The following is a 25,980-nucleotide window of genomic DNA, read 5'->3' as shown; positions in this document are numbered from 1 at the left end:
GATACGTGAGCCAAACAACCCCGCAAGACGATCTGCAACCCGTGCCGAGTATGTCTAGTGTCGCTCCCGCCATTACGCCGCGCGGGCGTGGTTTAGCGCCCTTGGCGTTATTGCTGGCGCTGGCTGGCGTCGGTGCATCCGGTTGGGGGCTGTGGCAACTGCGTAGCTTGCAGGTGCAGACGCAGCAGCAGCAAACCCAGCTCGCCGAGGCGCAGGCCGAGGCGCAACGGCTAAGCCAGCGCGAGCAAAGCCTGACGGCCCGGCTTGCGCAATTGCCCTCGGCCGATGAGTTGGCCGAGCGCCAGCGTTTACTGGCCAGCGTGCAGGGCGATCAGCAGCGCTTAAGCGTGCGGCTGGATAATGTGCTGAATGCCAGTCGGCAAGATTGGCGCCTGGCCGAGGCCGAGCATTTGCTGCGACTGGCCAGCTTGCGGCTGTCGGCCTTGCAGGAAATAAACGGCGCCAAAGCGTTGGTGCAGACTGCCGACGACATCTTGCGCGAGCAAGACGATCCGGCCGCCTTTGCCGCCCGTGGCGAGCTGGCCAAGAGTCTGGAGGCGCTGCGCAGCCTGCAACAGCCGGATCGCACCGGATTGTTCTTGCAGCTGGGTGCCTTGCGCGCCCAGGTCGGCCAGCTTAATCCGCAAACCCCGGCCTTCGCCGACACCGGCGGCGTGCTCGCTAGCCTCGCGGCCGAGGGCGATGGCAGTAGCCGCTGGGCGCAGTGGCTGGAACAACTCTCGCATTACTTTCGCATCGACTTCAGTGCCGCTCAGGATATTCGCCCGCTATTGGCCGGACAAAGTCTGGCGCAAGTTCGTCTAGCCTTGACCCTGGCCTTGGAGCAGGCCCAGTGGGGCGCGTTGAATGGCGACAGCGGGGTTTATCAGCAGTCGCTGCAACAGGCGCGCGACGTGTTGGATGACCAGTTCAATCAAGACAATCCCGAAGTGCAGGGGCTGCGCAATCGCCTCGCCGAGCTGCTCACCCAGCCGGTCAGCGTCGCCATGCCGGATTTAACCCAGTCCATGGTGGCGTTGCAGGCTTATGTGCAACTGCGTGAGTCGGGTCCGGCGCCGGCCAGCGAGACCACCCTTGACGGTGCCCTGGAGGAGTCCAGCCCATGAAGCGGATTCTTTTGCTGCTGCTGTTATTGCTGGTGGTGCTGGCGGCTGCGGCCTATGGCGTGACGTACATCGAGCAACCGGGATACGTGCTGGTGGCCTACAAGGGCTTTCGCTATGAATCGAGCCTGTGGGGCACGCTGGCGCTGTTGGCCACCCTGTGGGCCGTGGTATTTGTCGTGCGGTTGTCGTGGCGCCTATTGACCGCTTCGGGTCGGGTAGCTAATCCATGGTCACGGCGCAATCGCAGCCGCCGCGCGCAGATGTCGGCCGAGCAAGGCTTGCTGGATTTGTCCGAGGGCCGTTGGGAGCGGGCGTTGCGGCATTTGCGCCGCGCCGCCGAAGCTGAACCGCAACCGTTGATGCATTACCTCGGCGCCGCCCGTGCGGCGCAGGAACTGGGTCGCTATGCAGAGAGCGATAGTTTGCTTGAGCGGGCGTTAACGCGCCAACCGCAGGCCGAATTGGCGATTGCCTTGGCCCATGCCGAGCTGCAGATGGCCCGCGCAGAACCTGCCGCCGCCTTGGAAACTTTGCAGGCGATGCGCGAGCGTCATCCGCGTCACCGTCAGGTGTTGCGTCAGTTGCAGGCATTGTATGAGCAGCAGGGCGACTGGTCGGCGCTGCTCGGTTTGTTGCCAGAACTGCGCAAAAATAAAGCCTTGGCCGAACCCGAGTTGTTGGAGTTGGAGCGTCGGGCTTGGCGTGCGCGCCTGGCGCTGGCCGGGCAGAGTGGTTTGGACGCCGGTGCGGGGAGCCTGCAACCGCTGACCCAGGCCTGGCAACAATTGTCGAGCGCACAACGCCAGGAACCGCAACTATTGCTGGCCTATGCCGAGCAACTGCGCGTGCTGGGCGCCGAGCAAGAGGCCGAAGAGCTGCTGCGTACGGCCCTCAAACGACACTATGACGCCAGCCTGGTGGCGTTGTACGGCACCCTCTGTAGCAGCGATCCAGCGCGGCAATTACACGCAGCCGAGGGCTGGCTCAAGCAGCAGCCGAATGATCCGCAATTACTGCTGGCGCTGGGACGTTTGTGCTTGCAAAACCGCTTGTGGAGCAAGGCTCGCGATTATCTGGAGTCCAGTTTGGCCCAGTCTCGTAGCGCGCAAAGCTGCGCCGAGTTGGCGCGTCTGCTGGCCCATCAGGGGGAAATTGCCCGCAGCAATCAGCTGTTCCAAGAAGGCCTGGGGTTGCTTGAACAGCACCTGCCGAAGCTGCCTTTACCCGAGCTGAGCTAAGCCGCAAATCGGCCACTGGGGGCGTAGATACGCCCGCCCAGTGGCGCGGTTAAATCAGACGCAAGGTGTGATTGTGCGGATGGGTACCGCGGCCTAAGCCGTTATATGGCTTGAAAGGCGCGCCGGCTTTGCTCTACCGTAAGCGCCCTTTCAGCTATCTACGGAACTGCCATGTCTCTGGCCAGCCCGCGTTCGTTATTTTTCGCCGCCTTTATCTTTTGCCTCGCGATCATGGGTGGCGCCCTGTATCTGGAGCACGTACTCGGTCAGCAACCCTGTCCGCTGTGCATAGTGCAGCGCGTGTGCGTGATTGTGTTTGGCTTGATTTGCCTGTTGGCGGCCGTGCATGCACCGGGTCGTGGCGGTCAGCGTGGTTATGCGGCTTTAGCTCTGCTGAGTGCGGCGGCCGGCGCCGGCACCGCCGGGCGCCAGGTGTGGCTACAAAATGTGCCAGCGGACGAATTGCCCGCCTGCCTGCCAAGCCTGGACTACATGATGCAAGCGTTGCCACTCCAAGACATTATTCGGCTGGTGTTGCATGGCTCGGCAGATTGCGCCGAGGTCAACTGGACGCTGTTGGGCATGAGCATTCCGGAATGGAGCTTGCTGGCGTTTGCCGCCATGATCCTGTTCAGTCTGTATCAACTGCTGCGCCGCCGCTAATTAAACGCTTGTATGAAACTTTCTCAGACCAGCGGCTTGATGCCACTGCGACCCGAGCATAATCTGGCTCCAAGTCCCGCCGGGAAATTGCCAGTTTGGCGGTGCCTTCCCACGCTCAAGCGCTAAACGACAAAATTTTGTTGGGCGCAGACGTAAAACAGCAGTACCTAATAAGGGAAGTGAGATTGCCATGCTTGATAACTGTCAAAACGCCCAAGAACGCTGGGGTGGGGTTCACCTGCTGATCGACCGCTGGCTGCAAGAGCGGCATGAATTGGTCTCGGCTTATAGTGTGCTCGATGAAGCGCCGCAGCCGGCAGTTGCGAATGCGGCAGCGGTGCAAAAATTCTGTGAGATTTTGGTCGATTACGTTTCGGCTGGGCACTTCGAAGTCTACGAGCAGCTCACCAGCGAAGCCAAAGCCTTTGGCGACGTACGTGGGCTGGAGTTGGCCAAGCAAATCTACCCGCGCATTGAAGCCATCACCGAAGCCGCCCTGGTGTTTAACGACCACTGTGACAACGGCGACAACCGTGACAGCGTCTCGTTAAATGCCGAGCTAAAGCGTTTGGGGCAGATGTTGCACGAACGTTTTGAGTTGGAAGATTGCCTGATCGAAGTGCTGCACAACTCCCATCAAGAACAGGCGGTAGCGGCTAATTAAACGCACCCGAGAACTCGTGCGTAGGCTGCCTCAGCAGGCTCATCAAGAACAGGCCGTAGCGGCCAATTAAGCGCTGCAGATAGACGTGGGCCGGCGCTTCAGTCGGCGGTCCCCAGCAGCTCTACTTCAAACACCAGTGGCGCGTAAGGCGGGATCAGATCGCCAGCGCCTTCGGCCCCATAAGCTTGGGCTGAAGGTATCGCCAGGCGCCACTTTGCCCCGCTGGGCATCTCCTGCAACGCCAGTCGCCAGCCGCTGATTACGCTGTCCAAGCGAAACCACTGCGGCTGCTCGTTCTGATCAAACACACTACCATCGGCCAAACGCCCGACATAACGCACCTGCACTCGACCGCTGGCTTTCGGTTTGGCGCCAGTGCCTGGGCGTAATTCGGTCAGTAATATCCCGCCGGCTAATTCGCGGATGCCGGCCTTAGCTTTCTCGTTGACCAGAAACAGTCTTTCCGCGCGGATGGCCGGTTCTGCGTTGTCAGGGGCGGCGGCCAAGCGTTCTTCGTGCTCGGCGAGTAGTTGTTCGATGCGCGCACTTTTCAGTGCCAGCGGTTCGCCGCGATACGCCTGACCCAGGCCGTCGAGCAAGGCTTGCAGTTGTAAGTCGGGCACCTCGGCGCGCAAGCGTTCACCCAGGCGCACGCCCAGGCTGTAGGCAAGGTCGTGATCGGTCTCGGGGTTGGCGGCCATTAGCTGCGCAGACAACAGGCAAAACAATAACGGCAGGCGACGCAGCATGAACGAGTTCTCCGGGTGACTGTGCCGCTGATTATGCCAGTAGTCGGCGGCGCCTCAACGCTGTGCTTGGCGCTTGACCGCACAGGCGTCTAGTATGGGCGCACACCCGCCCGCTAGGAGGCCCGCTATGTCGGCCAAGAAGAACGCCGTTACTACCCCTTTGCATTTGCTGCAAAACCTTTCCCATAGCCTGCTTGAGCATCTCGAGAACGCCTGCGCCGGCGCCTTGGTTGATGCGGAAAAGCTGTTGGCTAAGCTGGAGAAGCAGCGTGGCAAAGGCCAGGATTTACTGCACACCGCTCGGGTAAAACTGCAAGACGCGGCCGTCGCTGGCAAGGCCAAGTCGCAAGCTAAAAGCAAGCTGCTGATTGCCGATCTGGAAGCTTTGCTGGATGGCCTGCAAGAGCGCCAAGCCGAGACTCGTGCCTATATCGCCGAGCTCAAGCGTGATGCCCAAGAAAGCCTGAAATTGGCCCAGGGTATCGGCAAAGTAAAAGAGGCCGTCAGCAAGGTGTTGAGCGCACGCTCGGCAAAAGCCACGGCTGTTGCCGTTAAGTCAGTGGCCAAATCAGCCGCTAAGCCAGCCGTTAAAGTGGCCAGCAAAACGGCTGCTGCAGCTAAGCCTGTAGCTGCCAAGCCAGTGGCCCGTAAAGCACCGGCCAAGCCAGCTGCCAAGGCCGCTGCAGTAGCCAAACCGGTTGCCGCCAAACCTGTAGTGGCTAAACCGGTCGCTAAAGCCCCGGTCAGCAAAGCGGCGGCTAAGCCGGCAGTCAAGGCGGTGGCCAAGCCAGCGGTCAAGCCAGCGGTCAAGGCTCCGGCCAAAGCTGTCGCTAAAGCGGCTCCTAAGCCCGCGGCTAAAGCTGTGGTTAAGCCTGCGGCTGTTGCCACCACTGCGACTGTTGCCCCAACGAGTGGCAATGGCGCGACTGCGCCAGTCACCAGCGCTTCTTAAGCCTGCTGAGCCTCGGCGCGCAGCACTTGCAGCGCGTCGAGTGACGTGGCTCCAGCGGCCAATGGTGCAAGCCAGTCGCTGCTAGCGGCGCTGTCCAAAGCCGGCCAGCTCAGGGCGCAGGTTTGTAGTTGCATCAACAGTTGGCGTTCGCCCTGTTGCTCTAAATCCTTTAATTGTTCGCGCAAAATAGCCAGCTCTGGCTGTTGCTGCGCCGCCGTGCGCCAGCTTTGTCGCAGTTGTCTGAGCGGCGTGATCACTTGTTGCTGCCAAGGCTGAGCAATCGCTTGCAGCTGCTGGCAACGCTGTGGGCAATAGGCCTGGGCCGATTGTTCGAGCCAGCAGGCGCACAGCAGCAGGCAAACATCGGCCCCGGCTGCTTGCAGCTGCAAGCAGGCCGATTCGACGCCTGGGCGCCCATACAGGCGTTGGGCAAAATTCCACAGGTCAGAAGGCATGGTGCTTCCCGGGCAATGCTGGGGCGAAGCTGATAGACTCCGCCGCCATTATGATACGACTAGAAAACCTCACTCTACAGCGTGGCCCGCTGCGTCTGCTAGAAGACGCCGAGCTGACCCTGCACCCAGGCCATAAAGTCGGCCTGATTGGTGCCAATGGCGCCGGTAAATCCAGCCTGTTTGCCTTGCTGCGTGGCGAATTAACGCCCGATGCCGGCAACTGCCTGGTGCCCGCCGATTGGCGTATCGCCCATATGCGCCAAGAAGTCGAAACCCTCGAGCGCCTGGCCGTGGACTACGTGCTGGATGGCGATTTGCGCCTGCGCCAGGTGCAGCGCGATTTGGCCGCGGCCGAAGCCGCCCACGATGGCACGGCGCAAGCACGGCTGCATGCCGAACTGGACTCGGCCGACGGCTACAGTGCCGATGCCCGCGCCCGTAAGCTGCTGGCCGGCTTGGGCTTTAGCAATCCGCAGATGACCCAGCCGGTCGGCGACTTTTCCGGTGGTTGGCGCATGCGCTTGAACCTCGCCCAGGCGCTGATGTGCCCGTCGGATTTGCTGCTGCTCGATGAACCGACCAACCACTTGGATCTGGACGCGATCATCTGGCTGGAAGGCTGGCTGAAAAGCTATCCCGGCACCTTGCTGCTGATTTCCCACGACCGGGATTTTCTCGATGCGGTGGTCGACAACATCGCCCATCTCGAACAGCAAAAGCTGTGCCTCTATCGCGGCGGTTACTCGGCTTTCGAGCGCGCCCGTGCCGAGCGCCTGGCCCAGCAACAACAAGCCTTCGACAAGCAGCAAGCCCAGCGCGCGCATATGGAAAAATTCATTGCCCGCTTCAAGGCCCAGGCCACCAAGGCCCGCCAGGCCCAGAGCCGGATCAAAGCGCTGGAGCGCTTGGAAGAATTGGCGCCGGCGCATGTCGATTCGCCTTTCGATTTTTGCTTTCGCGAAGCCGATAAGATCTCCAGCCCGTTGCTGGATCTGAGCGATGCGCAGCTCGGCTATGGCGACAAGGTGGTGCTGTCGAAGGTCAAGTTGCAACTGGTGCCCGGCGCGCGGATCGGTCTGCTCGGCCCCAATGGCGCCGGCAAATCGACCCTGATCAAGACCCTGGCGGCAGAGCTTGCGCCCATCGCCGGCCATCTGCAGCGTGGCGAGAACCTGGTGGTGGGCTACTTTGCCCAGCACCAGCTGGATTCCTTGGATGACCGCGCCAGCCCGTTGCTGCACGTGCAGCGCCTGGCCCCGACCGAGCGTGAGCAGGTGTTGCGCGATTTTCTCGGTGGCTTTGACTTTCGCGGGCCGCGCGCCGACGAGCCGGTGGTGAACTTCTCCGGTGGCGAGAAAGCCCGCCTGGCGCTGGCGCTGATCGCCTGGGGCAAGCCCAACTTGCTGCTGCTCGATGAGCCGACCAACCACCTGGATCTGGACATGCGCCTGGCGCTGACCATGGCCCTGCAAGATTTTGCCGGCGCGGTACTGGTGGTTTCCCACGATCGTCATCTGCTAAAAAGCACCACCGATGAGTTTCTCCTGGTGGCTGATGGGCAGATTCAAGAGTTCGACGGCGACCTGGAAGACTACGCCCGTTGGCTGGTGGACTTCCGAGCTCGGCAAATGCCGGCAGGCAGCAGCAACGAGCCGGCCGCCGACAAGACCGACAAGCGCGCCCAGCGCCAGGCGGCGGCGGTGTTGCGCCAGCAGCTGGCGCCGCACAAGCGTGAAGCGGAGAAACTGGAGAAAGCCCTTGGCCAGCTGCATGAGCAGCTGGCGGCCACCGAGAGCAAGCTCGGTGACGCCGCCGTCTATGAGGCGGCGCGCAAGGACGAGCTGCGCGACTTGCTGGCCGAGCAGGCGCGCTTGAAAGTTCGCGAAGGCGAGCTGGAAGACAGCTGGATGGGCGCCCTGGAGTTGCTTGAGCAGTTGGAGCAGCAACTGGCCCAAGTCGATTAAGCTCTGCGGCATGCCACTCCCTACTCCCTACTCCCTACTCCCCACTAAACCTACTTCCCACTAAAGAGGCACGTACACATGGAATGGCTGATGGACCCGCAGATCTGGGTGGCTTTTTTGACCCTGACCGCCCTGGAGATTGTTCTCGGTATCGACAACATCATCTTCATTTCGATCCTGGTCGCCCGCTTGCCGAAAGAGCAGCAAGCTAAAGGCCGTTTCTTCGGTTTGGCGTTGGCGATGGGCACGCGGATCTTGCTGCTGTTGTCGATCACCTGGGTGATGCGCCTGACGGCCGACCTGTTCGAAGTGTTCGGCCAGGGCATTTCCGGGCGTGATTTGATCCTGTTCTTTGGTGGCCTGTTCTTGCTGTTTAAAAGCACCATGGAAATCTACACCAGCCTCGAAGGCGAAGAGGCAACGGCTCAGGGTGGCGGTAAGGTCTATGGCTTTATGGGGATCATCGTGCAGATCGCCATCATCGACATCATCTTCTCCCTCGACTCGGTGATCACCGCCGTCGGCCTGGTGCAGCATGTGCCGGTGATGGTTGCTGCCATCGTTATCTCGGTGTTGGTGATGATGCTGGCTGCCGGCACCATCAGCGACTTTATCGAGAAGCACCCATCGCTGAAGATGCTGGCGCTGTCGTTCCTGATCGTGGTCGGTACCGTGCTGATTGCCGAAGCTTTTGGCGTGCACATGCCTAAGGGCTACGTGTATTTCGCCATGGCCTTCTCGCTGGCGGTCGAAGCCTTGAACATCCGCCTGCGCGGCGCCATGGCCAAGAAGCACGAGCCGGTGCACCTGCGTAAAGACATGCCGGACTGAGGCTGTAACTGTCCGGGCGACTGGGTCAGTTTCATTCCATAGGGTAGGCTGCCAAGCCTGCCCTTGGTTTTTTCAGCGAGTGCATTTATGGCCTTCGAGACCTGGCTTGCCTTCTTTGTTGCCTGTTGGGTGATCAGCCTGTCACCGGGCGCGGGGGCTATTGCCTCGATGTCCTGCGGGCTGCAGTACGGCTTCTATCGCGGCTACTGGAATGTCATCGGTCTGCAGCTGGCCCTGGCGCTGCAGATTGCTATTGTCGCCGCCGGCGTTGGCGCGCTGCTGGCGACCTCGGCACTGGCTTTCAGTTTGATCAAGTGGTTTGGGGTGATCTATTTGCTCTGGCTGGCGCTGGCGCAGTGGCGGGCCTTGCCCAGTAATCTGGCCGACCAGTCGGCGCCGCGACCATTGGGTCGGCCGCTCACCCTGATACTGCGCGGCTTTCTGGTGAATGCCAGTAACCCCAAGGCGGTGGTGTTTATCCTCGCCGTGCTGCCGCAGTTTCTGCAGCCGCAGGCGCCGTTGTTGCCTCAGTACTTGAGCATGGCGGCGACCATGATCGGCGTCGACCTAATAGTCATGGCCGGCTATACCGGGCTGGCCGCTAAGGTCTTGCACGTCTTGCGCTCACCCCGGCAGCAGCAGCTGCTCAACCGCAGCTTTGCTCTGATGTTTGTTGTCGCTGCCGGTCTGTTGGCGACTATTCACCATGGTACGAGCTAGCTGGCGGGCATTCGGCTGCTGTGACATCTGGTCACAAGTGTTTGCCTTGAGTCGTGGGGGTGAGAAGCGGACAATTAATCAATCCGATTCTCATTTGGTTTTACCCATGCCTCCTCGTTTCGCTGCCTGGCTGCTTGTGCCGCTGTTAAGTCTGCTTTGCCTCAATCTTTACGCCAGCAGCGCTGATCCATCGGCGCGGGCTTTGCACTTGCTCGGTTATCTCAGTGCCGATTACCCGGCGACTGTGGCCGCTGGCGAGGTGATCGATGCCGGCGAGTACCGCGAGCAGCTGGAGTTTCTCGGGGTGTTGCAGGGGTTGCTGCTGGACTTGCCGGCGCACGCGCAGCGCGCCGAGCTGGAAACCGGGGTCGCGCAGTTGCGCCAAGCGGTTGAGCAGCGCGCCGACGGTGCGCTGGTTTCTGTGCAGGCCCGGCAGCTGGCCGAGCGCTTGCGCACGATTTACCAACTTAGCCTGTTGCCGTCGATCACCCCGGATCCGCAACGTGGTCAATCGTTGTATGCCGAGAATTGTAGTGTCTGTCACGGTGTTAGCGGCGCCGGTGATGGCCCGGCCGGCGTTGGCTTGCAGCCGCCGCCGGCGAATCTGCAGGTGGTCGCGCGGCTCGACAGCCTGAGTCTCTATGACCTGTTCAATACCCTCAGTCTGGGGATTGATGGCACCGACATGGCCTCCTATAGCGATCAGCTCGATGAGCGCCAGCGCTGGGATCTGGCCAGCTATATTGCCGGTTTCAGTGCGGAGCCGACGCAGACCGGCAGCAGCAGTTTCACCTTGGGCGAATTGGTCGAGCAGACTCCCGGGCAAATTCAGGCGGCTCAAGGTGAGCCTGCGGCCGCCGCGTTTCGCGCCCAGCGGGCCAAGCCAGCGCCGACCCAGCGCGGCCCACAGCAGTTGATCGAGTTCACCGCACTCACCCTCGACAAGAGTCTGGCGGCTTACGCCAGCGGCGAGCATGAGCAAGCTTACGACCTGTCGGTGGGCGCCTATCTGGAAGGTTTTGAGCTGGTTGAAAGCGGCCTGAATAACCTCGATCCAGAGCTGCGTAAAACCACCGAAGTCGCCCTGATGGCCTATCGCCAAGGGCTGCGGGACGGCTTGCCGCAGGCGCAATTGGAGCAGCAACTGAACCTCGCCAAGGGCAAACTCGACGAGTGTGCGGCGCTGCTCAAAGGCGACAGCATGAGTGGTTCCTTGAGCTACGTCTCCAGCCTGATGATCTTGCTGCGCGAGGGACTCGAGGCGATTCTGGTGCTGGCGGCTATTTTGGCTTTCTTACGCAATACCGGGCAGAAAACCGCATTGCGCAGCGTCCATGTTGGCTGGGGTCTGGCCTTGCTGGCGGGGCTGGCGACCTGGGCGCTGGCCGCCTATGTGATTGGCGTCAGCGGCGCCCAGCGGGAACTGCTGGAAGGTGGCACGGCGTTGTTTGCCAGCGTGGTGCTGCTCTGGGTCGGCGTGTGGATGCATGATCGCCGCCACGCCGCGGCTTGGCAGACGAGCATTCGCGGCCATCTACAAAGTGGCGGTGGGCGTTTCGGTTTTGCCGCGCTGGCGTTCTTTGCGGTCTATCGCGAGCTGTTCGAAGTCATCCTGTTTTATGAAACCCTCTGGCTGCAAGCCGGGCCGAGCGGTCATTCGATGGTGCTGGCGGGTGCCGGCACGGCCCTGGTGTTGTTGGTGCTATTGGCCTGGGTGATTTTGCGTGGCAGTGCCAAGTTGCCTTTGGCGACCTTCTTCAGCGTCAATGCGGTGCTGCTCTGCGTGCTCTCGGTGGTGTATGCCGGGCACGGGGTGAAAGCCCTGCAGGAAGTCGGGATCTTCGGCGCCTATCCGGTGGCGTTTTTTGAGTTCGACTGGCTGGGGATTCATCCGGATGGTTGGTCGCTGGCCGCCCAGTCACTGGCGCTACTCTGTGTGGCCATGCTCTATGGGCGCAGTTGGCTGCGGCAGAAAGCCTGATGATGGACCTGAGTGAGGGGAGGTCTATGCGGGTCTGGATTGATGCCGACGCCTGCCCTAAGGCGGCCAAGGATCAGCTGGTCAAGTTCGCCCTCAAGCGCCAGTTTGAGGTGGTGCTGGTGGCGGGTCAGGCGCAGATCAAGCCGGCCTTTGCCTGCGTTAAATTGATCGTGGTGCCCAGCGGCCCGGATGCCGCCGATGATTATCTGGTCGAGCATGCGGTGCCCGGTGAGCTGGTGATTTGCAGCGATATTCCGCTGGCCGACCGCCTGATCAAAAAAGGCGTGGCGGCCCTCGATCCGCGTGGCAAGGAGTTCGACTCAGGCAATATGGGCGAGCGCCTGGCGGTGCGTAATCTGTTCACCGAACTGCGCGAGCAGGGGCAGATGAGCGGCGGTCAGGGCGCCTATGGCGAGCGCGACAAGCAAGCCTTCGCCAATGCCCTAGACCGTATTCTTACCCGCTTGATGCGCGCGTAGCCCAGATTACATCCGGGCTACGGTCACGGGCGATTTTCCACTCCCCACTCCCCACTTTTCCATCCTTAACCGCACAGATAAGTGCCGGTACCAACCGCCACCAAGGTGCCATCGTCCGAGTGCAGCTCGGTGCGTACCACCGCCACCTTGTTGCCCGAGCGCAGCAGCACCGCCTGGGCGGTAAAGCGTTGGCCGCGGCCGGGGCGCAGGTAGTCGACGCGCAGGTCGATGGTGCCGAGCTTCGACAGTTTGCTCAGGCGCTCGGCGCCGGACAAATGCTGATGCCGCTCGAAGGCGCCGATCAGCGCCATGGCGCCGCCCGCCACATCCAGCAGCGATGAAATCACCCCGCCGTGCAAGATGCCGTGCAGGAAGTTGCCGATTAACTCGGGCTTCATCGGCAGGTACATCAGCACCTTTTGCGTGCTCATTTCGCCCAGCTCAATGCCCAGCACCTGATTGAACGGAATCCGCTTGAGGAAACCCTGCAGTGCGTCGTGCAGGTCGGCGGTGAGTTCGAACGGAGCGGTAGTCATGGCGAACCTAGGCGAGAGAGTCAGAAGCGCTAGGCTGGCGCAGTAACAGCGATTTAGCCAGTGCGGCGGCGTAACTGGCGGGACCGTTGGCGCAATAGCCCGCACTTTGCTGGCGCCGGTCGCTGTTGGTTGCCGGCGGCTGTCGCCAAATGCCGCTTGCTTTGTCACTTGCCGTCGCGGTTGCGCTGCGCTGCTGGGCTAGGCTTAAGCCGGCCAACTCAACTGGCCAACCTAGCCGGGTAGTTGCGGCCATGCCATGGGTGACTCATGAACTACGTGTTATACGCGATTCCGTTTTTCTTTCTGCTGATCGGCCTGGAACTACTGGTTGATCGCTGGCGTGGGCTCAGCACTTATCGGCTGGCGGATGCGATCAACAGCCTCAGCGCCGGTGTGCTGTCGCAGATCAGCGGGCTGCTGACCAAGGGCCTCGGGCTGCTGACCTATGCCTTGGCCTGGGAGCATCTGGCGCTGTTTGAAATGTCGGCTGAGCCGCTGTGGGTCTGGCTGCTGGCCTTTGTGCTGTATGACTTTTGCTACTACTGGAACCACCGCTTAGGGCATGAGCGCAATGTGCTCTGGGCCGCACACTCGGTGCATCACCAGAGTGAGGATTACAACCTGTCGACGGCCCTGCGCCAGAGCAGCAGCGGGTTTATCTTCGGCTGGATCTTCTACCTGCCGATGGCTCTGTTGGGCGTGCCGCCGCTGGTGTTTTTGAGCGTGGCGGCGTTGAATTTGCTCTATCAGTTTTGGGTGCACACCCGGCATATCCCCAAGCTTGGCTGGTTTGAATGGGTGTTTGTGACCCCCTCCAACCACCGTGCCCACCATGCGCAAAACGCGGTGTATATGGACCGCAATTACGGCGGCGTGTTTATTCTGTGGGATCGGTTGTTTGGCACCTTTCAAGAGGAGTTGGACGAGCAGCCGGTGGTTTTCGGGGTGACCACGCCGCTGGCCAGCTGGAATCCGCTGTGGGCCAATCTGCAGTTTTATGCCCAGCTGTGGCACGACGCGGCGCGCGCTGAGGCGATCTCGGACAAGCTGCGCATCTGGTTTATGCCCACTGGTTGGCGGCCGGCGGATGTGGCCGCCAAGTACCCCTTGAGCAAGCCCGAACTCAGCCAGTTTGTGAAATACGAAGTGCCGTTGGCCACTGGGCAAAAATGCTATGTCGGGCTGCAATTTGCGTTGTGCCTGCTGGCCGGCAGCTATTTGCTGGCGATCAGTGCCAGCCTCACGCCCGCGCTGCTGTTAGCCGCTTGGTGCTGGGTGGCGTTTAGTTTGTATGGCTTTGGCCAGTGGCTGGAGAGTCGCCCGGCGGCGTTGTGGCTGGAGGCGTTGCGCTTGCTGCTGAATGTGCCGTTGCTGTACTGGCTGCAGCAGGCCGAACTCTTGCCCTTGGCTGCTGCCAGCTGGGCGCTGGTCGGCGTTTACAGCCTGGGCAGTGCGCTGTGGTTGTGGCGCCTGCGGGGGCTGTTTAAACGCCGCTTAGACGGCTTGGGCTTTCTTGAGGCGGCGTCGTAGCCAGAGGATGAAGCCGACTAAAATCAGTCCGCCGAGCACCCAGAACTCATAGCGCTTGATGTCGCCGAGCAGGCTTTCCATGGCTGCGCCGAAATGGAAGGCGGCGCTGCCCAAGGCCACCGCCCAGACGATCGCGCCTATGCCATTCAAGATCAGGTAGCGTAGCGGCGGGTAGCCGGACAAGCCGATGGCCACCGGCATCACGGTGCGCAAACCGTAGAAGAAGCGAAAACTCAGCACCCATAAATCTGGGTGACGGCTAATCAGCCGCAACGCGCGGTCGCCCATGGCTTGCCAGTTAGGTTTGCGTGCCAGCAGTTGGCGGCCTTTATGCCGGCCCAGGTAATACCAGAGCTGATCGCCGGCATAGCTGCCGAAAAACGCCGTGATAATCACCGTATAGATGTTCATGTACTCGCGCGCGGCAAGAAATCCGGCCAGCACCAAAATAGTTTCGCCCTCGAAGAAAGTTCCGAGAAACAGGGCGAAATAGCCGAAATCCTGTAAAAATTGTTCGAGCATAATGGCGACGCGTACGGAAAAGAGTCGGCAGCCTAACCCTTCCAGTCGTTGTGGGAAAGCGCTGGTAGCCGTGGACGCCGCTGCGGACAATGTCTTTAGTGCTTAGCCTGGGCTAAATGCGACGCGTCGCCGCAGCTTTGCAGCAGTCGTCATGCTTTAGTCATAATGTCCGCTTATAACTGTCACACTCGCTCGCCTGCGCGGGCTTAGGAGTTTGCTGTGAGCTTTACCCCTGCCAATCGACTGTTTCCCGGTACTCGTCTGCGGCGTAATCGCCGCGATGAGTTTTCTCGTCGCTTGGTGCGCGAGAACCAACTGACGGTGGATGATTTGATTCTGCCGGTGTTCGTCCTCGACGGCGAAAACCGCCGCGAAGCCGTGGCCTCGATGCCAGGTGTCGAGCGCCTGTCGATCGATTTGCTGCTGCAAGAAGCCGAAGAGTGGGTGGCGCTGGGGATTCCAGCGTTAGCGCTGTTTCCGGTTACCGCCGCCGAGAACAAGTCACTGGATGCCAGCGAAGCCTGGAACCCTGAAGGCATCGCCCAGCGCGCCACCCGTGCCCTGCGCGCGCGCTTCCCGGAGCTTGGGGTGATTACCGATGTGGCCCTGGACCCGTTCACCACCCACGGCCAGGACGGCATTCTGGATGCCGACGGCTATGTGCAGAACGACATCACCGTGGATGCGTTGGTGCGCCAGGCGTTGTCCCATGCCGCCGCCGGCGCCCAGGTAGTGGCGCCCTCGGACATGATGGATGGCCGTGTGCAGGCGATCCGCGAGGCGTTGGAGCTGGCCGATCACACCAATGTGCGGATCATGGCCTACTCGGCCAAGTACGCCAGCGCCTATTACGGGCCGTTCCGCGATGCAGTCGGCTCTGCCGCGAATTTGGGTAAGGCCAACAAGGCCAGCTACCAGATGGATCCGGCCAATGGCGACGAAGCCCTGCATGAGGTGGCCGCCGACTTAGCCGAAGGCGCCGATATGGTCATGGTTAAACCGGGCATGGCCTATCTGGATATTCTCTGGCGGGTTAAAACTGAATTTCGCGTGCCGACCTTTGTCTATCAAGTCAGCGGCGAATACGCCATGCACATGGCCGCGATCCAGAACGGCTGGCTCGGCGAGGCGGTGATTCTCGAATCCTTGACCGCTTTCAAGCGTGCCGGCGCCGATGGCATCCTCACCTATTTCGCTAAACGTGCGGCGCAATTGTTAAAACAGGGCCAGTAAGCCCCCTAGGACGAGCAAATGAATACCGAAGGACTCAGCGACAACCCCGTGCCCGCAGAGCCGCCCGTGGTGGCTGAAGTGCTGGAGACACTGGTGGCAGTTGAGCCGGTCGCCGCGCCTACGCCGGCGGTGTATGTGGTGCCGGGGCTGGATGACAGCAGCTTGTATATTCACCGCGAGCTGTCGCAGCTGAAGTTTAATATTCGCGTGCTTGAGCAGGCGCTGGATGAGTCCTATCCGCTGCTGGAGCGACTGAAGTTTCTGCTGATCTTCTCCAGCAACCTCGATGAGTTCTTCGAGATTCGCGTCGCCGGGCTGAAGAAGCAAATCACCTTCGCCCGCGAGACCGCCGGTGCCGATGGCCTGCAGCCGCATCAAGTGTTGGCGCGGATTGCCGAGCTGGTGCACGAGCAGGTCGAACGTCAATACGCGATCCTCAACGACGCGTTGTTGCCGGCGCTGGAAAAACACCATGTGCGTTTTATCCGCCGCCGGCACTGGACACCGAAGCTCAAAGCCTGGGTGCGGCGTTATTTCCGCGATGAGATCGCGCCGATCATCACCCCGATTGGCCTGGATCCAACCCATCCATTCCCCTTGTTGGTGAACAAGAGCCTGAACTTTATCGTCGAACTGGAAGGCGTCGATGCCTTTGGTCGCGACTCGGGCTTGGCCATCATCCCGGCGCCGCGGTTATTGCCGCGGGTCATCAAGGTGCCGGAAGATATCGGCGGCCCTGGCGCCAACTACGTGTTCTTGTCGTCGATGATCCACGCCCATGCCGATGACTTGTTTCAGGGCATGAAGGTCAAGGGCTGCTACCAGTTCCGCCTGACCCGCAACGCCGATTTGGCGGTGGATACCGAAGACGTCGAAGACTTGGCGCGGGCCCTGCGCGGCGAGTTGTTCTCGCGCCGTTATGGCGACGCCGTGCGTTTGGAAGTGGCCGACACCTGCCCGCAACACTTGGCCGATTACCTGCTCAAGCAGTTCAGCCTGAGCGAGAGCGAGCTGTACCGGGTCAATGGTCCGGTCAATCTGACGCGGCTGTTTAGCATCACCGGGCTGGCCAGCCACCCGGAATTGCAGTGCAAGCCGTTTACCCCGGTGATCCCCAAGCTGCTGCAAAACAGCGAGAACATCTTCAGCGTGGTCAGCAAGCAGGACATCTTGCTGCTGCACCCTTTTGAGTCCTTCACCCCGGTGGTCGACTTGCTGCGCCAGGCCGCCAAAGACCCGCAAGTATTGGCGGTGCGCCAGACCTTGTATCGCTCCGGGGCCAACTCCGAGATCGTCGATGCGCTGGTGGACGCCGCGCGTAACGGCAAGGAAGTGACGGCGGTTATCGAGCTGCGCGCGCGCTTCGATGAAGAGTCCAACCTGCTGCTGGCCAGCCGTTTACAGGCGGCCGGCGCGGTGGTGATTTACGGCGTGGTGGGGTTTAAAACCCACGCCAAGATGATGCTGATTTTACGCCGCGAAAATGGCGAGATCGTTCGTTACGCGCATATGGGCACCGGCAACTACCACGCCGGCAACGCCAAGCTGTACACCGACTACAGCCTGCTGACCTCCGATGAAGCGCTTTGCGAAGACGTTTCCAAGCTGTTCAGCCAGCTGATCGGCATGGGTAAAACCCTGCGCATGAAGAAGTTGCTGCACGCACCCTTCACCCTGAAGAAGGGCATTCTCGACATGATTGCCCGCGAAACCCTGCAGGCCAGCGAAGGCAAGCCTGCGCACATCATGTTCAAGGTCAACTCGGTGACCGACCCGAAGATCATCCGCGCCCTGTACAAGGCCAGTCAGTGCGGCGTGAAGATCGACATGGTGGTGCGCGGCATGTGCTGCCTGCGGCCGGGTGTGCCGGGGGTGTCGCATAACATCCATGTGCGTTCGATTATCGGTCGCTTCCTGGAGCACAGCCGCATCTACTACTTCTACAACGGTGGCGATGAGCAGTTGTACCTGTCCAGTGCCGACCTGATGGAACGCAACCTCGACAAGCGCGTCGAGACCTGCTTCCCGATTGAGGGCAAACGCTTGCTGTTGCGGGTGAAAAAGGAACTTGAGGCCTACCTAAGCGATAACACCCAGAGCTGGCTGCTGCAGTCCGATGGCCGTTATGTACGCAGCAGCCCGAGCGGCAATCAGCACGCGCGTAATGCCCAGACCATGCTGTTGGAAAAACTCACCAGTCCGCCGCCCGTGCGCTAGCAGGCGCGGTTTTAGCGGCTAATAAAAAACGCCCCGTACAGCTCAGCTGACGGGGCGTTTTTTATTAGCCCTGTACCAGTTACGTGTTGTAAAGAACGTAACCTTTCGAGAGAGGGAATCAGTCTCGATGCTTGTGCTGTCTGCACCGGCCAATCGCGGATAAATCCGCTCCTACAGGGCTGGTCAGCCGATGGAGCTGTTGCCGGAGCCGGGTTTGTGTAGGAGCGGATTTATCCGCGAAGCAAGCGTGAGTACGCTGACAATCCTGCAGGGCAGCCATTCTTTTTCCCATATCCATCTGGATCAAAAAACAGAGGCTACAGGACTTGCGCTTTGCAACGCATAATTGGGGCAGCGCCTTTTTATCGGCTCGCAGATTGCGCCATGCCGGCCTGCGGCTAGCGTACCCGCAGGTTGAAGCCGGTGCGGCTCAGCCACTCGGCTTCTTGGGCGAAGTCGGCTTGGGTCAACGGGTTGGCCTGCAGCCAGCCGTCGGGGAATTGCACATCCAGGCTCTGCGGCCCGGCAATCAACTCGACCTGGGGCATCTCCTGGCCACCGCGGATATGGTGGAACAAAATCGCAAAACGCAGCAGCACGCAGAGGCGCAGCAGTGTTTGGCTGTGATCGCCAAAGTCGCTGAGTTTGTCGCGGGGGATATTGCGTCGGTGGCCGCGCACCAGCAGCGCCAGCATTTGCTGGTCGAGCCGCGAAAAGCCAGCCAGATCGGAGTGCTCGATCAGGTAGGCGCCGTGCTTGTGGTACTGGTAGTGCGCAATATCCAGGCCCAGCTCATGCACTCGCGCGGCCCAGCTGAGCAGCTCGCGCTGCCAGTCGTCGGTTAGCTGCCAGATCGGCGCGACTTTTTCCAGGGCGCCGAGGGCCTTGGCTTCAACCCGTGCGGCCTGCTCGAGGTCGACGTGGTAGCGCTCCATCAACGCGCCCAGGGTGCGCTCGCGCACATCTTCATGCACATGCCGGCCCAGCAGGTCGTAGAGCACGCCTTCACGCAGGGCGCCTTCGGAGTGGTTCATGCTGGCGAGCTTCATGGCATCGAAGATGGCTTCCATAATCGCCAAGCCGGCCGGGAACACGCCGCGCCGATCCGGTTTGATACCATCCAGTTCGAGCTTGTCGACGTCGCCGAGCTTGAGCACTTTGCGCTTGAGCCAGGCCAAGCCTTCGGCGTTGACCTCACCATTGCCATGCCCGGCGGCCTTGATCACCAGGCCAATCGAGCGAATGGTGCCCGAGGCGCCGAGGGCTTCTTGCCAGCCCAGACGGTGCAGGGCGTATTCGATACCCATCAGCTCTAGGCGCGCTGCGGTATAGGCCTGGGCATAGCGGGCGGCGGTGATTTTGCCGTCGCGAAAATAGCGCTGGGTAAAACTTACGCAGCCCATTTGCAGGCTTTCCCGCAGCAAGGGCTCGAAGCGCTGGCCAATGATAAATTCGGTGCTGCCACCGCCGATGTCCACCACCAGGCGTTTGCCCGGGGTGTCGGCGCTGCTGTGGGAGACGCCGAGGTAAATCAGGCGGGCCTCTTCACGGCCGGAAATTACCTCCACCGGATGGCCGAGGATTTCTTCCGCGCGGCGGATAAACTCGGCACAGTTGCGCGCTTCCCGCAGGGCGTTGGTACCGACAATCCGCACCGCGCCTTCCGGCAAACCGGTAATCAGCTGAGCAAAGCGGCGCAGGCAGTCGAGCCCGCGCTGGATCGCTTCTTCACTGAGCAGGCGCTGATCGTCGAGTCCGGCGGCCAGCTGAACTTTTTCGCCAAGCCGTTCGAGGATACGAATTTCACCATGATCGGCCTTGGCCAGGACCATGTGAAAGCTATTCGAGCCAAGGTCAATGGCGGCGATCATCGGGAAATGCTTGGCAGCGGTTGGCAACATGATGGGCGGGTCTCGGTGCAGAACGGCGACATCCTGCCATGATCGGCGGGCGAGGCCAACGCGGATTAGGCTAAGCGCGGCGCCATGTCGCGCCGCCACTGCGTGGTCGATTGATCGATTCTACCCGTTATCGCGATAGCGAAGCGTGGGTTCTGTTGCCGCAAGCGAGCGCGCCGCGTTGCCGCGTCAAAGCCCGCCAGGCTAGGCGCAGGACGCTGGCAATGGTCATTCCCTTGTCAAGTCCTGCAACACCGCATGGCGGGCTTTGACGCGCAACCCGAAGGGACGGTGCTGTCTTGTCGCAGGGCGGCGTTACTCGTCGCTCGTTTGGAATGACCAAACCACGCTCCTCGCGTCTTGCCCTGCGACAAGACAGCCTCCGTCGCGGCATGCGCGCTTGCGTCAACAGAACCTATCGCCTGCGCCTTTCGGCCGGCGCCAAGGCGGGCTATCATTAGCGCCACTTTATGAGCACTTTTGCTTGCGAACGCGGAGATTTTCCATGAGCGAATTCATCACCAATGTCACCGACGCCAGTTTTGAGCAAGACGTGCTCAAAGCCGAGGGCGCGGTGCTGGTCGACTATTGGGCCGAATGGTGTGGCCCGTGCAAGATGATTGCACCGGTACTCGAAGAGATCGCCCAGACTTACCAAGGTAAGTTGAAAGTGTGCAAACTGAACATCGACGAAAACCAGGACACCCCGCCTAAATACGGCGTGCGTGGTATTCCGACCCTGATGTTGTTCAAAGATGGCAACGTCGAAGCGACCAAGGTTGGCGCGCTGTCCAAGTCGCAATTGGCCGCGTTCCTCGACAGCAACATCTGATCGTGCGGCGTTGCTGAGCGACGCCAATAGCACTTCAGTTGCTTGCTCTAAAGCCCCGCACACTGCGGGGTTTTTTACGCTTGAGGCTAGACGCCTCGAAAAGCCGGTGTTACATTCGGCTCGCAACGGTTTCTCCGTTGCCCTCTACCAGCCGTCGCCACTCCATTCTTATTCATCCAAGTTCACCGAATAAGTGCAGTGATCCTGTCGCCTTTCTCGCGACGCGGCCTCTTAAGCCAAGTGCTTACCTCCCTCTTTCATGAATACGTCATTCCTATGAATCTGACTGAACTCAAGCAAAAACCCATTACCGATCTGCTCGACATGGCCGAACAGATGGGCATCGAAAATATGGCCCGCTCGCGCAAGCAGGACATTATTTTCTCCCTGTTGAAGAAGCACGCACGCGGCGGCGATGAAATCTCCGGTGATGGCGTGTTGGAAATTCTCCAGGACGGTTTCGGTTTTCTGCGCTCCGCGGACTCTTCCTATCTCGCCGGCCCAGACGACATTTACGTCTCGCCGAGCCAGATCCGCCGCTTCAACCTGCGTACCGGCGACACCATAGTCGGCAAAATCCGTCCACCAAAAGAAGGTGAGCGTTATTTCGCTCTGCTCAAGGTCGACACGATCAACTACGATCGCCCGGAAAACGCCAAAAACAAGATTCTGTTCGAAAACCTGACACCGTTGTTCCCCACGGTGCGGATGAAGATGGAAGCCGGCAACGGCTCTACCGAAGACTTGACCGGCCGGGTGATTGACCTCTGCGCGCCGATCGGTAAAGGCCAGCGCGGCCTGATCGTCGCGCCGCCGAAAGCCGGTAAAACCATCATGCTGCAGAACATTGCGGCCAACATCACCCGTAACAACCCGGAAGTGCATCTGATCGTGTTGCTGATCGATGAACGTCCGGAAGAAGTGACCGAAATGCAGCGCACCGTGCGCGGCGAAGTGGTGGCTTCGACTTTCGACGAGCCGCCAAGCCGTCACGTGCAAGTGGCCGAAATGGTCATCGAGAAGGCCAAGCGCCTGGTCGAGCACAAGAAAGACGTGGTCATCCTGCTCGACTCCATCACCCGTTTGGCCCGTGCCTATAACACCGTGATCCCAAGCTCCGGCAAGGTGCTCACCGGTGGTATCGATGCCCATGCCCTGGAGAAACCGAAACGTTTCTTCGGCGCTGCGCGCAACATCGAAGAAGGCGGCTCGCTGACCATCATCGCCACCGCGCTGGTAGAAACCGGCTCGAAGATGGACGAAGTGATCTACGAAGAGTTCAAGGGTACCGGCAACATGGAGCTGATCCTTGATCGCCGGGTTTCCGAGAAGCGCGTGTTTCCCGCCATCAACATCAACAAGTCCGGCACCCGCCGCGAAGAGTTGCTGACCGGCGAGGAAGAGCTGTCGCGTATGTGGATTCTGCGCAAACTGCTGCACCCGATGGACGAAATTGCCGCCATCGAGTTCCTCTTGGACAAGTTGCGTTCGACCAAGACTAATGAAGAGTTCTTCCAGCTGATGAAGCGCAAGTAACTGGATCTACTGCGCTTAGGTGAGGCTGCGTTGCGCCTAGTGACCCACATGGATGTGGGAAATGCCGTTAACCGCAGGGAGCGGGTGCGGCCTTGACCGTCGCTCGCTACGATCTTGAATTGCCGTATGACACAAACTAAGGCCGGGGAAACCCGGCTTTTGTTTGTCTGCGATTGATTGAAATTTCTGAATAACTGAGTTCGGCGCTAAACTTTAGCTCCGACAGTTTTGCCGCAGATGAGGCTCAAGCATGCAGTATCGCGACCTTCGCGACTTTATCCGTGGGCTGGAACAGCGCGGCGAACTCAAGCGCATCCAGACACCGGTTTCGCCGGTGTTAGAAATGACCGAAATCTGCGACCGCACCCTGCGCAAGCAGGGCCCGGCACTGTTGTTCGAAAACCCCACTGGCTTCGATACGCCGGTACTTGGCAATCTGTTCGGCACGCCGAAACGGGTGGCCTTGGGCATGGGCGCCGAAGAAGTCAGCGAGTTGCGCGAGATCGGCAAGCTGTTGGCCTTTTTGAAAGAGCCGGAGCCGCCCAAGGGCTTTAAAGACGCCTGGTCCAAGCTGCCGATCTTTCGCAAAGTGCTGGCCATGGCGCCCAAGGTGGTCAAAGACGCGCCTTGCCAAGAAGTGATCGAAGAAGGCGAAGACGTCGACCTGAGCAAACTGCCGGTGCAAACCTGCTGGCCCGGCGATGTCGGCCCGTTGATTACCTGGGGCCTGACCATCACCAAAGGCCCGAACAAAGAGCGGCAGAATCTGGGCATCTATCGCCAGCAGGTGATCGGCCGCAACAAGCTGATCATGCGCTGGCTCAGCCATCGCGGCGGCGCCCTGGATTATCGCGAGTGGTGCCAGAAATACCCGGACCGTCCCTATCCGGTGTGCGTCGCCCTCGGTGCAGATCCTGCGACCATTCTCGGTGCAGTCACGCCGGTGCCCGACACCCTGTCCGAATACGCTTTCGCCGGCTTGCTCCGCGGCCATCGCACCGAGCTGATCAAGGCCCGTGGCAGCGACTTGCAGGTGCCAGCCAGCGCCGAAATCGTGCTGGAAGGGGTGATTCATCCCGGTGAGATGGCCAATGAAGGCCCGTATGGCGACCACACCGGTTACTACAACGAGGTGGATAGCTTTCCGGTGTTTACCGTCGAGCGCATCACTCGTCGGCAAAAACCTATCTACCACAGCACCTACACCGGCCGGCCACCGGACGAGCCGGCGATTCTCGGCGTGGCCCTGAACGAGGTGTTTGTGCCGATTCTGCAAAAGCAGTTCCCGGAAATCACCGACTTCTACCTGCCGCCGGAAGGGTGCTCGTACCGCATGGCGGTGGTAACCATCAAGAAGCAGTATCCCGGCCACGCCAAGCGCGTAATGCTCGGTGTCTGGTCGTTTTTGCGACAGTTCATGTACACCAAGTTCGTCATAGTCACCGACGACGACATCAACGCGCGGGACTGGAACGACGTGATCTGGGCTATTACCACCCGCATGGACCCCAAGCGCGACACCGTGTTGATCGACAACACGCCAATCGACTATCTGGACTTTGCCTCGCCGGTGTCGGGCCTGGGCAGCAAGATGGGCCTGGACGCCACCCACAAATGGCCGGGCGAAACCCCGCGCGAATGGGGCCGGGTGATAGTTCAGGACGAGGCGGTCAAGCAGCGCGTCGATGCACTCTGGTCAGAATTAGGAATAGATTGATGGCAGCCCTATTGGTCTGGATGGCTCGGAGCCAAGGCTTATGAACGTCACCCTGCAACCCTCGGGTGCGGTGCTTAAATTAGAGCCCGGCGAGCGCATCCTCGACGGCGCTCGACGGCTCGGCTACGACTGCCCGCAAAGCTGTCGCAACGGTAATTGCCATATTTGCGCGGCGCTGTTGCTCGACGGGCGGATTCGCCAGGCCGGCGAGGAGCGTGATCACGGCGAGTTGTTCACCTGCATCGCCGAGCCGCTGGGAGATTGCCTGCTGCACTGGGACGGGGTCTTGGCGCCCCATGAGCTGCCGACGCGCCAACTCAGCTGCCAGTTGCTCGAATGCGTCGAGGTGGGCGGCGATGTGTGGCGGGTACGCCTGCGCACGCCGGCGGGCAAAGCGCCGCGCTACCACGCCGGGCAGTACCTGCTGATCGAGCGCGAGGGTGGCGAGCCAGCGGCTTTCTCCTTGGCCTCGGCACCGCACTGCGGGCGCGACCTCGAGTTGCATATCCTCGCCCGTGAAGCGAGCAGCCAAGAGCTGCTGACGCAATTGCAGCGTGACCGGATGGCGCGGGTGCAGTTGCCGTTTGGCGACACCCATTTGGCCGAGTTGCCGGATGGCCCCCTGGTGCTGATCGCCGCCGGTACCGGCATGGCGCAGATGCACAGCCTGATCGAGCATTGCCGCTCGGCCGGTTTCAAGCATCCGGTGCATCTGTATTGGGGCGCGCGACGGGCCAAGGATTTTTACCAACTGCCGCACTGGCAAGAGTGGCAGCAGCTGCCCAACCTGTTTTTGCACCAGGTGGTCAGCGATCCGCGCGATTGGCATGGCCGGCTCGGTCAATTGCACCAGGCGGTGCGCGAGGACTTCGCCGACCTCAAACCGCTGCATATCTACGCCAGCGGCTCGCCGGGGATGGTCTACGCCACCCTCGATGCCTTGGTCGAGGCGGGCATGGACCCGCACCAGCTGCGCGCCGACGTGTTTGCCTACGCGCCACGGGATTAATTTGAGAGTCTAAGGCACGATGCGTGGTGGTTCGTAGGGTGGAAAACCGCGAAGCGTTTTCCACCGGCCGTCCACCAACAGTCGGCGGATGGCAAAAGCGCCACTACATCTCGGTGTTTACCTGACCTGCACCACCAATTTCCCCACTGCCTTACGTTGGCCGAGAGTGTTGATCGCCTCGGCAGCCTGCGCCAGCGGGAACACCTGCGAGACCAGCGGTTTGATTTTGCCCTCGGCGTGCCAAGCAAATAGCTGGGCAAAGTTGGTGGCGTTGTCTTGCGGCTGACGTTGGGCGAAGGCGCCCCAGAACACCCCGAGCACCGCCGCGCCCTTGAGCAGGCAGAGGTTGACCGGCAGTTCCGGGATGCGCCCGCTGGCGAAGCCGACCACCAGCAAGCGGCCGTTCCAGGCGATGGAGCGGATCGCCTGATCAAATAAATCGCCGCCCACCGGATCGTAAATCACGTCGGCGCCCTGGCCGTTAGTAAGACGTTTGATTTCTTCTTTGAGATTGCTCTCGCTGTAGTTGATCAGCTCATCGGCGCCGGCCGCTTTGGCCACCGCGAGCTTATCGGCGCTGCTGGCGGCGGCGATTACCCGTGCGCCCAAGGCTTTACCGATTTCCACGGCGGCCAGGCCGACTCCGCCGGAGGCGCCGAGCACCAACAGGGTTTCGCCGGGTTGCAGATTGGCGCGCTGCTTGAGGGCATGCATCGAGGTGCCGTAGGTCATGCCGAAGGCGGCGGCACTGTTGAAGTCCATGCTGGCCGGAATCGGCATGACGTTATAGGCCGGCACCGCTACTTGCTCGGCAAAACTGCCCCAGCCGGTCAGCGCCATGACCCGGTCGCCGACTTTTAAGTGGCTGACTTTCTCGCCTACTGCGCGGACCACGCCGGCCGCTTCGCCACCCGGTGAGAACGGGAAGGGCGGCTTGAACTGATACTTACCCTCGATGATCAGGGTGTCGGGGAAGTTGACCCCGGCCGCATGCACCTCAATCAGCACTTCGGTTTTTTTCAGCTCGGGGCTGGCGATCTCTTCCAACACCAGGGTTTCGGCGGGGCCAAAGGCTTTGCATAGCACGGCTTTCATCGACAGTAATCCTCGGGTGGTTATCCCCAGAC

At 60.8% G+C, this 25,980-nt stretch carries 23 protein-coding genes; 17 read left to right on the top strand and 6 right to left on the bottom strand.

The features are described 5' to 3' along the window. The first annotated feature begins 5 nt into the window (after positions 1-5). The 4 genes from Q8R10_RS19305 to rsd all read left to right on the top strand — a co-directional run bounded on the left by Q8R10_RS19305 (position 6) and on the right by rsd (position 3,692). Positions 6-1,127 (top strand): uroporphyrinogen-III C-methyltransferase, encoded by a 1,122-nt coding sequence (locus Q8R10_RS19305; protein ID WP_305655586.1) that lies wholly within the window; start codon positions 6-8, stop codon positions 1,125-1,127. Next, positions 1,124-2,365 (top strand): heme biosynthesis HemY N-terminal domain-containing protein, encoded by a 1,242-nt coding sequence (locus Q8R10_RS19300; RefSeq protein ID WP_305655585.1) that lies wholly within the window; start codon positions 1,124-1,126, stop codon positions 2,363-2,365. The genes Q8R10_RS19305 and Q8R10_RS19300 overlap by 4 nt, the downstream gene beginning before the upstream one ends. Positions 2,366-2,536: 171 nt before the next feature. Next, a complete protein-coding gene (locus Q8R10_RS19295) occupies positions 2,537-3,028 on the top strand; it encodes a disulfide bond formation protein B (RefSeq protein ID WP_305655583.1) in 492 nt (163 codons plus the stop codon). Positions 3,029-3,218: 190 nt separating this feature from the next. After that, positions 3,219-3,692, top strand: coding sequence for a sigma D regulator (rsd, locus tag Q8R10_RS19290; RefSeq protein WP_305655581.1), 474 nt, complete (start codon positions 3,219-3,221; stop codon positions 3,690-3,692). 98 nt (positions 3,693-3,790) lie between these two features. Here the strand turns inward: rsd and Q8R10_RS19285 are convergent, their stop codons facing one another. Further along, positions 3,791-4,441 (bottom strand): FKBP-type peptidyl-prolyl cis-trans isomerase, encoded by a 651-nt coding sequence (locus tag Q8R10_RS19285; protein WP_371133373.1) that lies wholly within the window; start codon positions 4,439-4,441, stop codon positions 3,791-3,793. A 127-nt stretch (positions 4,442-4,568) separates the two neighbouring features. Here Q8R10_RS19285 and Q8R10_RS19280 point away from each other — a divergent pair, with 127 nt between their 5' ends. Next, positions 4,569-5,393: an AlgP family protein gene (locus tag Q8R10_RS19280; protein WP_305655580.1), complete on the top strand. Its 825-nt coding sequence runs from the start codon at positions 4,569-4,571 to the stop codon at positions 5,391-5,393. Here Q8R10_RS19280 and Q8R10_RS19275 read toward each other — a convergent pair. After that, the gene (locus Q8R10_RS19275; RefSeq protein WP_305655579.1) at positions 5,390-5,848 is read right to left on the bottom strand and encodes a TIGR02444 family protein; all 459 of its coding nucleotides are present in this window, start codon (positions 5,846-5,848) and stop codon (positions 5,390-5,392) included. The genes Q8R10_RS19280 and Q8R10_RS19275 overlap by 4 nt on opposite strands. Positions 5,849-5,898: 50 nt before the next feature. On the opposite strand from Q8R10_RS19275, the gene Q8R10_RS19270 reads away from it, so the two are divergent. The 5 genes from Q8R10_RS19270 to Q8R10_RS19250 all read left to right on the top strand — a co-directional run bounded on the left by Q8R10_RS19270 (position 5,899) and on the right by Q8R10_RS19250 (position 11,823). After that, the gene (locus tag Q8R10_RS19270) at positions 5,899-7,812 is read left to right on the top strand and encodes an ATP-binding cassette domain-containing protein (RefSeq protein WP_305655578.1); all 1,914 of its coding nucleotides are present in this window, start codon (positions 5,899-5,901) and stop codon (positions 7,810-7,812) included. 78 nt (positions 7,813-7,890) lie between these two features. Continuing rightward, positions 7,891-8,643 (top strand): TerC family protein, encoded by a 753-nt coding sequence (locus Q8R10_RS19265; RefSeq protein WP_305655577.1) that lies wholly within the window; start codon positions 7,891-7,893, stop codon positions 8,641-8,643. Positions 8,644-8,730: 87 nt separating this feature from the next. Further along, positions 8,731-9,363 carry a LysE family transporter gene (locus Q8R10_RS19260; protein ID WP_305655575.1) on the top strand — a complete coding sequence of 211 codons (633 nt, stop codon included), beginning with the start codon at positions 8,731-8,733 and terminating at the stop codon, positions 9,361-9,363. A 106-nt stretch (positions 9,364-9,469) separates the two neighbouring features. Further along, complete coding sequence (locus Q8R10_RS19255) at positions 9,470-11,344, top strand: cytochrome c/FTR1 family iron permease (protein WP_305655573.1); 1,875 nt, start codon at positions 9,470-9,472, stop codon at positions 11,342-11,344. A gap of 26 nt (positions 11,345-11,370) precedes the next feature. Continuing rightward, the gene (locus tag Q8R10_RS19250; RefSeq protein WP_305655572.1) at positions 11,371-11,823 is read left to right on the top strand and encodes a YaiI/YqxD family protein; all 453 of its coding nucleotides are present in this window, start codon (positions 11,371-11,373) and stop codon (positions 11,821-11,823) included. A gap of 65 nt (positions 11,824-11,888) precedes the next feature. Here the strand turns inward: Q8R10_RS19250 and Q8R10_RS19245 are convergent, their stop codons facing one another. Then, positions 11,889-12,359 carry a thioesterase family protein gene (locus Q8R10_RS19245; RefSeq protein WP_305655570.1) on the bottom strand — a complete coding sequence of 157 codons (471 nt, stop codon included), beginning with the start codon at positions 12,357-12,359 and terminating at the stop codon, positions 11,889-11,891. Positions 12,360-12,626: 267 nt separating this feature from the next. Between Q8R10_RS19245 and Q8R10_RS19240 the strand changes: the two genes are divergently transcribed. Continuing rightward, entirely contained in the window at positions 12,627-13,889 is a 1,263-nt protein-coding gene (locus Q8R10_RS19240; protein WP_305655569.1) for a sterol desaturase family protein, read from the top strand. Here the strand turns inward: Q8R10_RS19240 and Q8R10_RS19235 are convergent. Then, entirely contained in the window at positions 13,854-14,414 is a 561-nt protein-coding gene (locus Q8R10_RS19235; RefSeq protein ID WP_305655603.1) for a DedA family protein, read from the bottom strand. The two genes, Q8R10_RS19240 and Q8R10_RS19235, sit on opposite strands and share 36 nt — an antisense overlap. Before the next feature lie 216 nt (positions 14,415-14,630). Here Q8R10_RS19235 and hemB point away from each other — a divergent pair, with 216 nt between their 5' ends. Both hemB and ppk1 read left to right on the top strand, forming a co-directional pair. Continuing rightward, positions 14,631-15,644, top strand: a complete 1,014-nt coding sequence (gene hemB, locus Q8R10_RS19230) for a porphobilinogen synthase (RefSeq protein ID WP_305655567.1) — start codon at positions 14,631-14,633, stop codon at positions 15,642-15,644. Positions 15,645-15,662: 18 nt separating this feature from the next. Further along, positions 15,663-17,861, top strand: coding sequence for a polyphosphate kinase 1 (gene ppk1 / locus Q8R10_RS19225; RefSeq protein WP_305655566.1), 2,199 nt, complete (start codon positions 15,663-15,665; stop codon positions 17,859-17,861). A gap of 398 nt (positions 17,862-18,259) precedes the next feature. Here the strand turns inward: ppk1 and ppx are convergent, their stop codons facing one another. After that, entirely contained in the window at positions 18,260-19,762 is a 1,503-nt protein-coding gene (ppx, locus tag Q8R10_RS19220; RefSeq protein ID WP_305655564.1) for an exopolyphosphatase, read from the bottom strand. A gap of 502 nt (positions 19,763-20,264) precedes the next feature. On the opposite strand from ppx, the gene trxA reads away from it, so the two are divergent. The 4 genes from trxA to Q8R10_RS19200 all read left to right on the top strand — a co-directional run bounded on the left by trxA (position 20,265) and on the right by Q8R10_RS19200 (position 24,853). After that, positions 20,265-20,591 carry a thioredoxin TrxA gene (gene trxA / locus Q8R10_RS19215; protein ID WP_305655562.1) on the top strand — a complete coding sequence of 109 codons (327 nt, stop codon included), beginning with the start codon at positions 20,265-20,267 and terminating at the stop codon, positions 20,589-20,591. A gap of 276 nt (positions 20,592-20,867) precedes the next feature. Continuing rightward, positions 20,868-22,127 (top strand): transcription termination factor Rho, encoded by a 1,260-nt coding sequence (rho, locus tag Q8R10_RS19210; RefSeq protein WP_305655560.1) that lies wholly within the window; start codon positions 20,868-20,870, stop codon positions 22,125-22,127. Between the two features lie 250 nt (positions 22,128-22,377). Beyond that, entirely contained in the window at positions 22,378-23,844 is a 1,467-nt protein-coding gene (ubiD, locus tag Q8R10_RS19205; RefSeq protein ID WP_305655559.1) for a 4-hydroxy-3-polyprenylbenzoate decarboxylase, read from the top strand. Between the two features lie 40 nt (positions 23,845-23,884). Beyond that, complete coding sequence (locus Q8R10_RS19200; RefSeq protein ID WP_305655558.1) at positions 23,885-24,853, top strand: CDP-6-deoxy-delta-3,4-glucoseen reductase; 969 nt, start codon at positions 23,885-23,887, stop codon at positions 24,851-24,853. 117 nt (positions 24,854-24,970) lie between these two features. Here Q8R10_RS19200 and Q8R10_RS19195 read toward each other — a convergent pair whose 3' ends face one another. Beyond that, positions 24,971-25,948 (bottom strand): NADPH:quinone oxidoreductase family protein, encoded by a 978-nt coding sequence (locus Q8R10_RS19195; RefSeq protein ID WP_305655557.1) that lies wholly within the window; start codon positions 25,946-25,948, stop codon positions 24,971-24,973. Positions 25,949-25,980: the final 32 nt, after the last annotated feature.

It is taken from the genome of Pseudomonas sp., assembly GCF_030698175.1.
Taxonomy (GTDB): Bacteria; Pseudomonadota; Gammaproteobacteria; order Pseudomonadales; family Pseudomonadaceae; genus Aquipseudomonas.
This window is presented reverse-complemented; position numbering and strand designations above follow the sequence as displayed.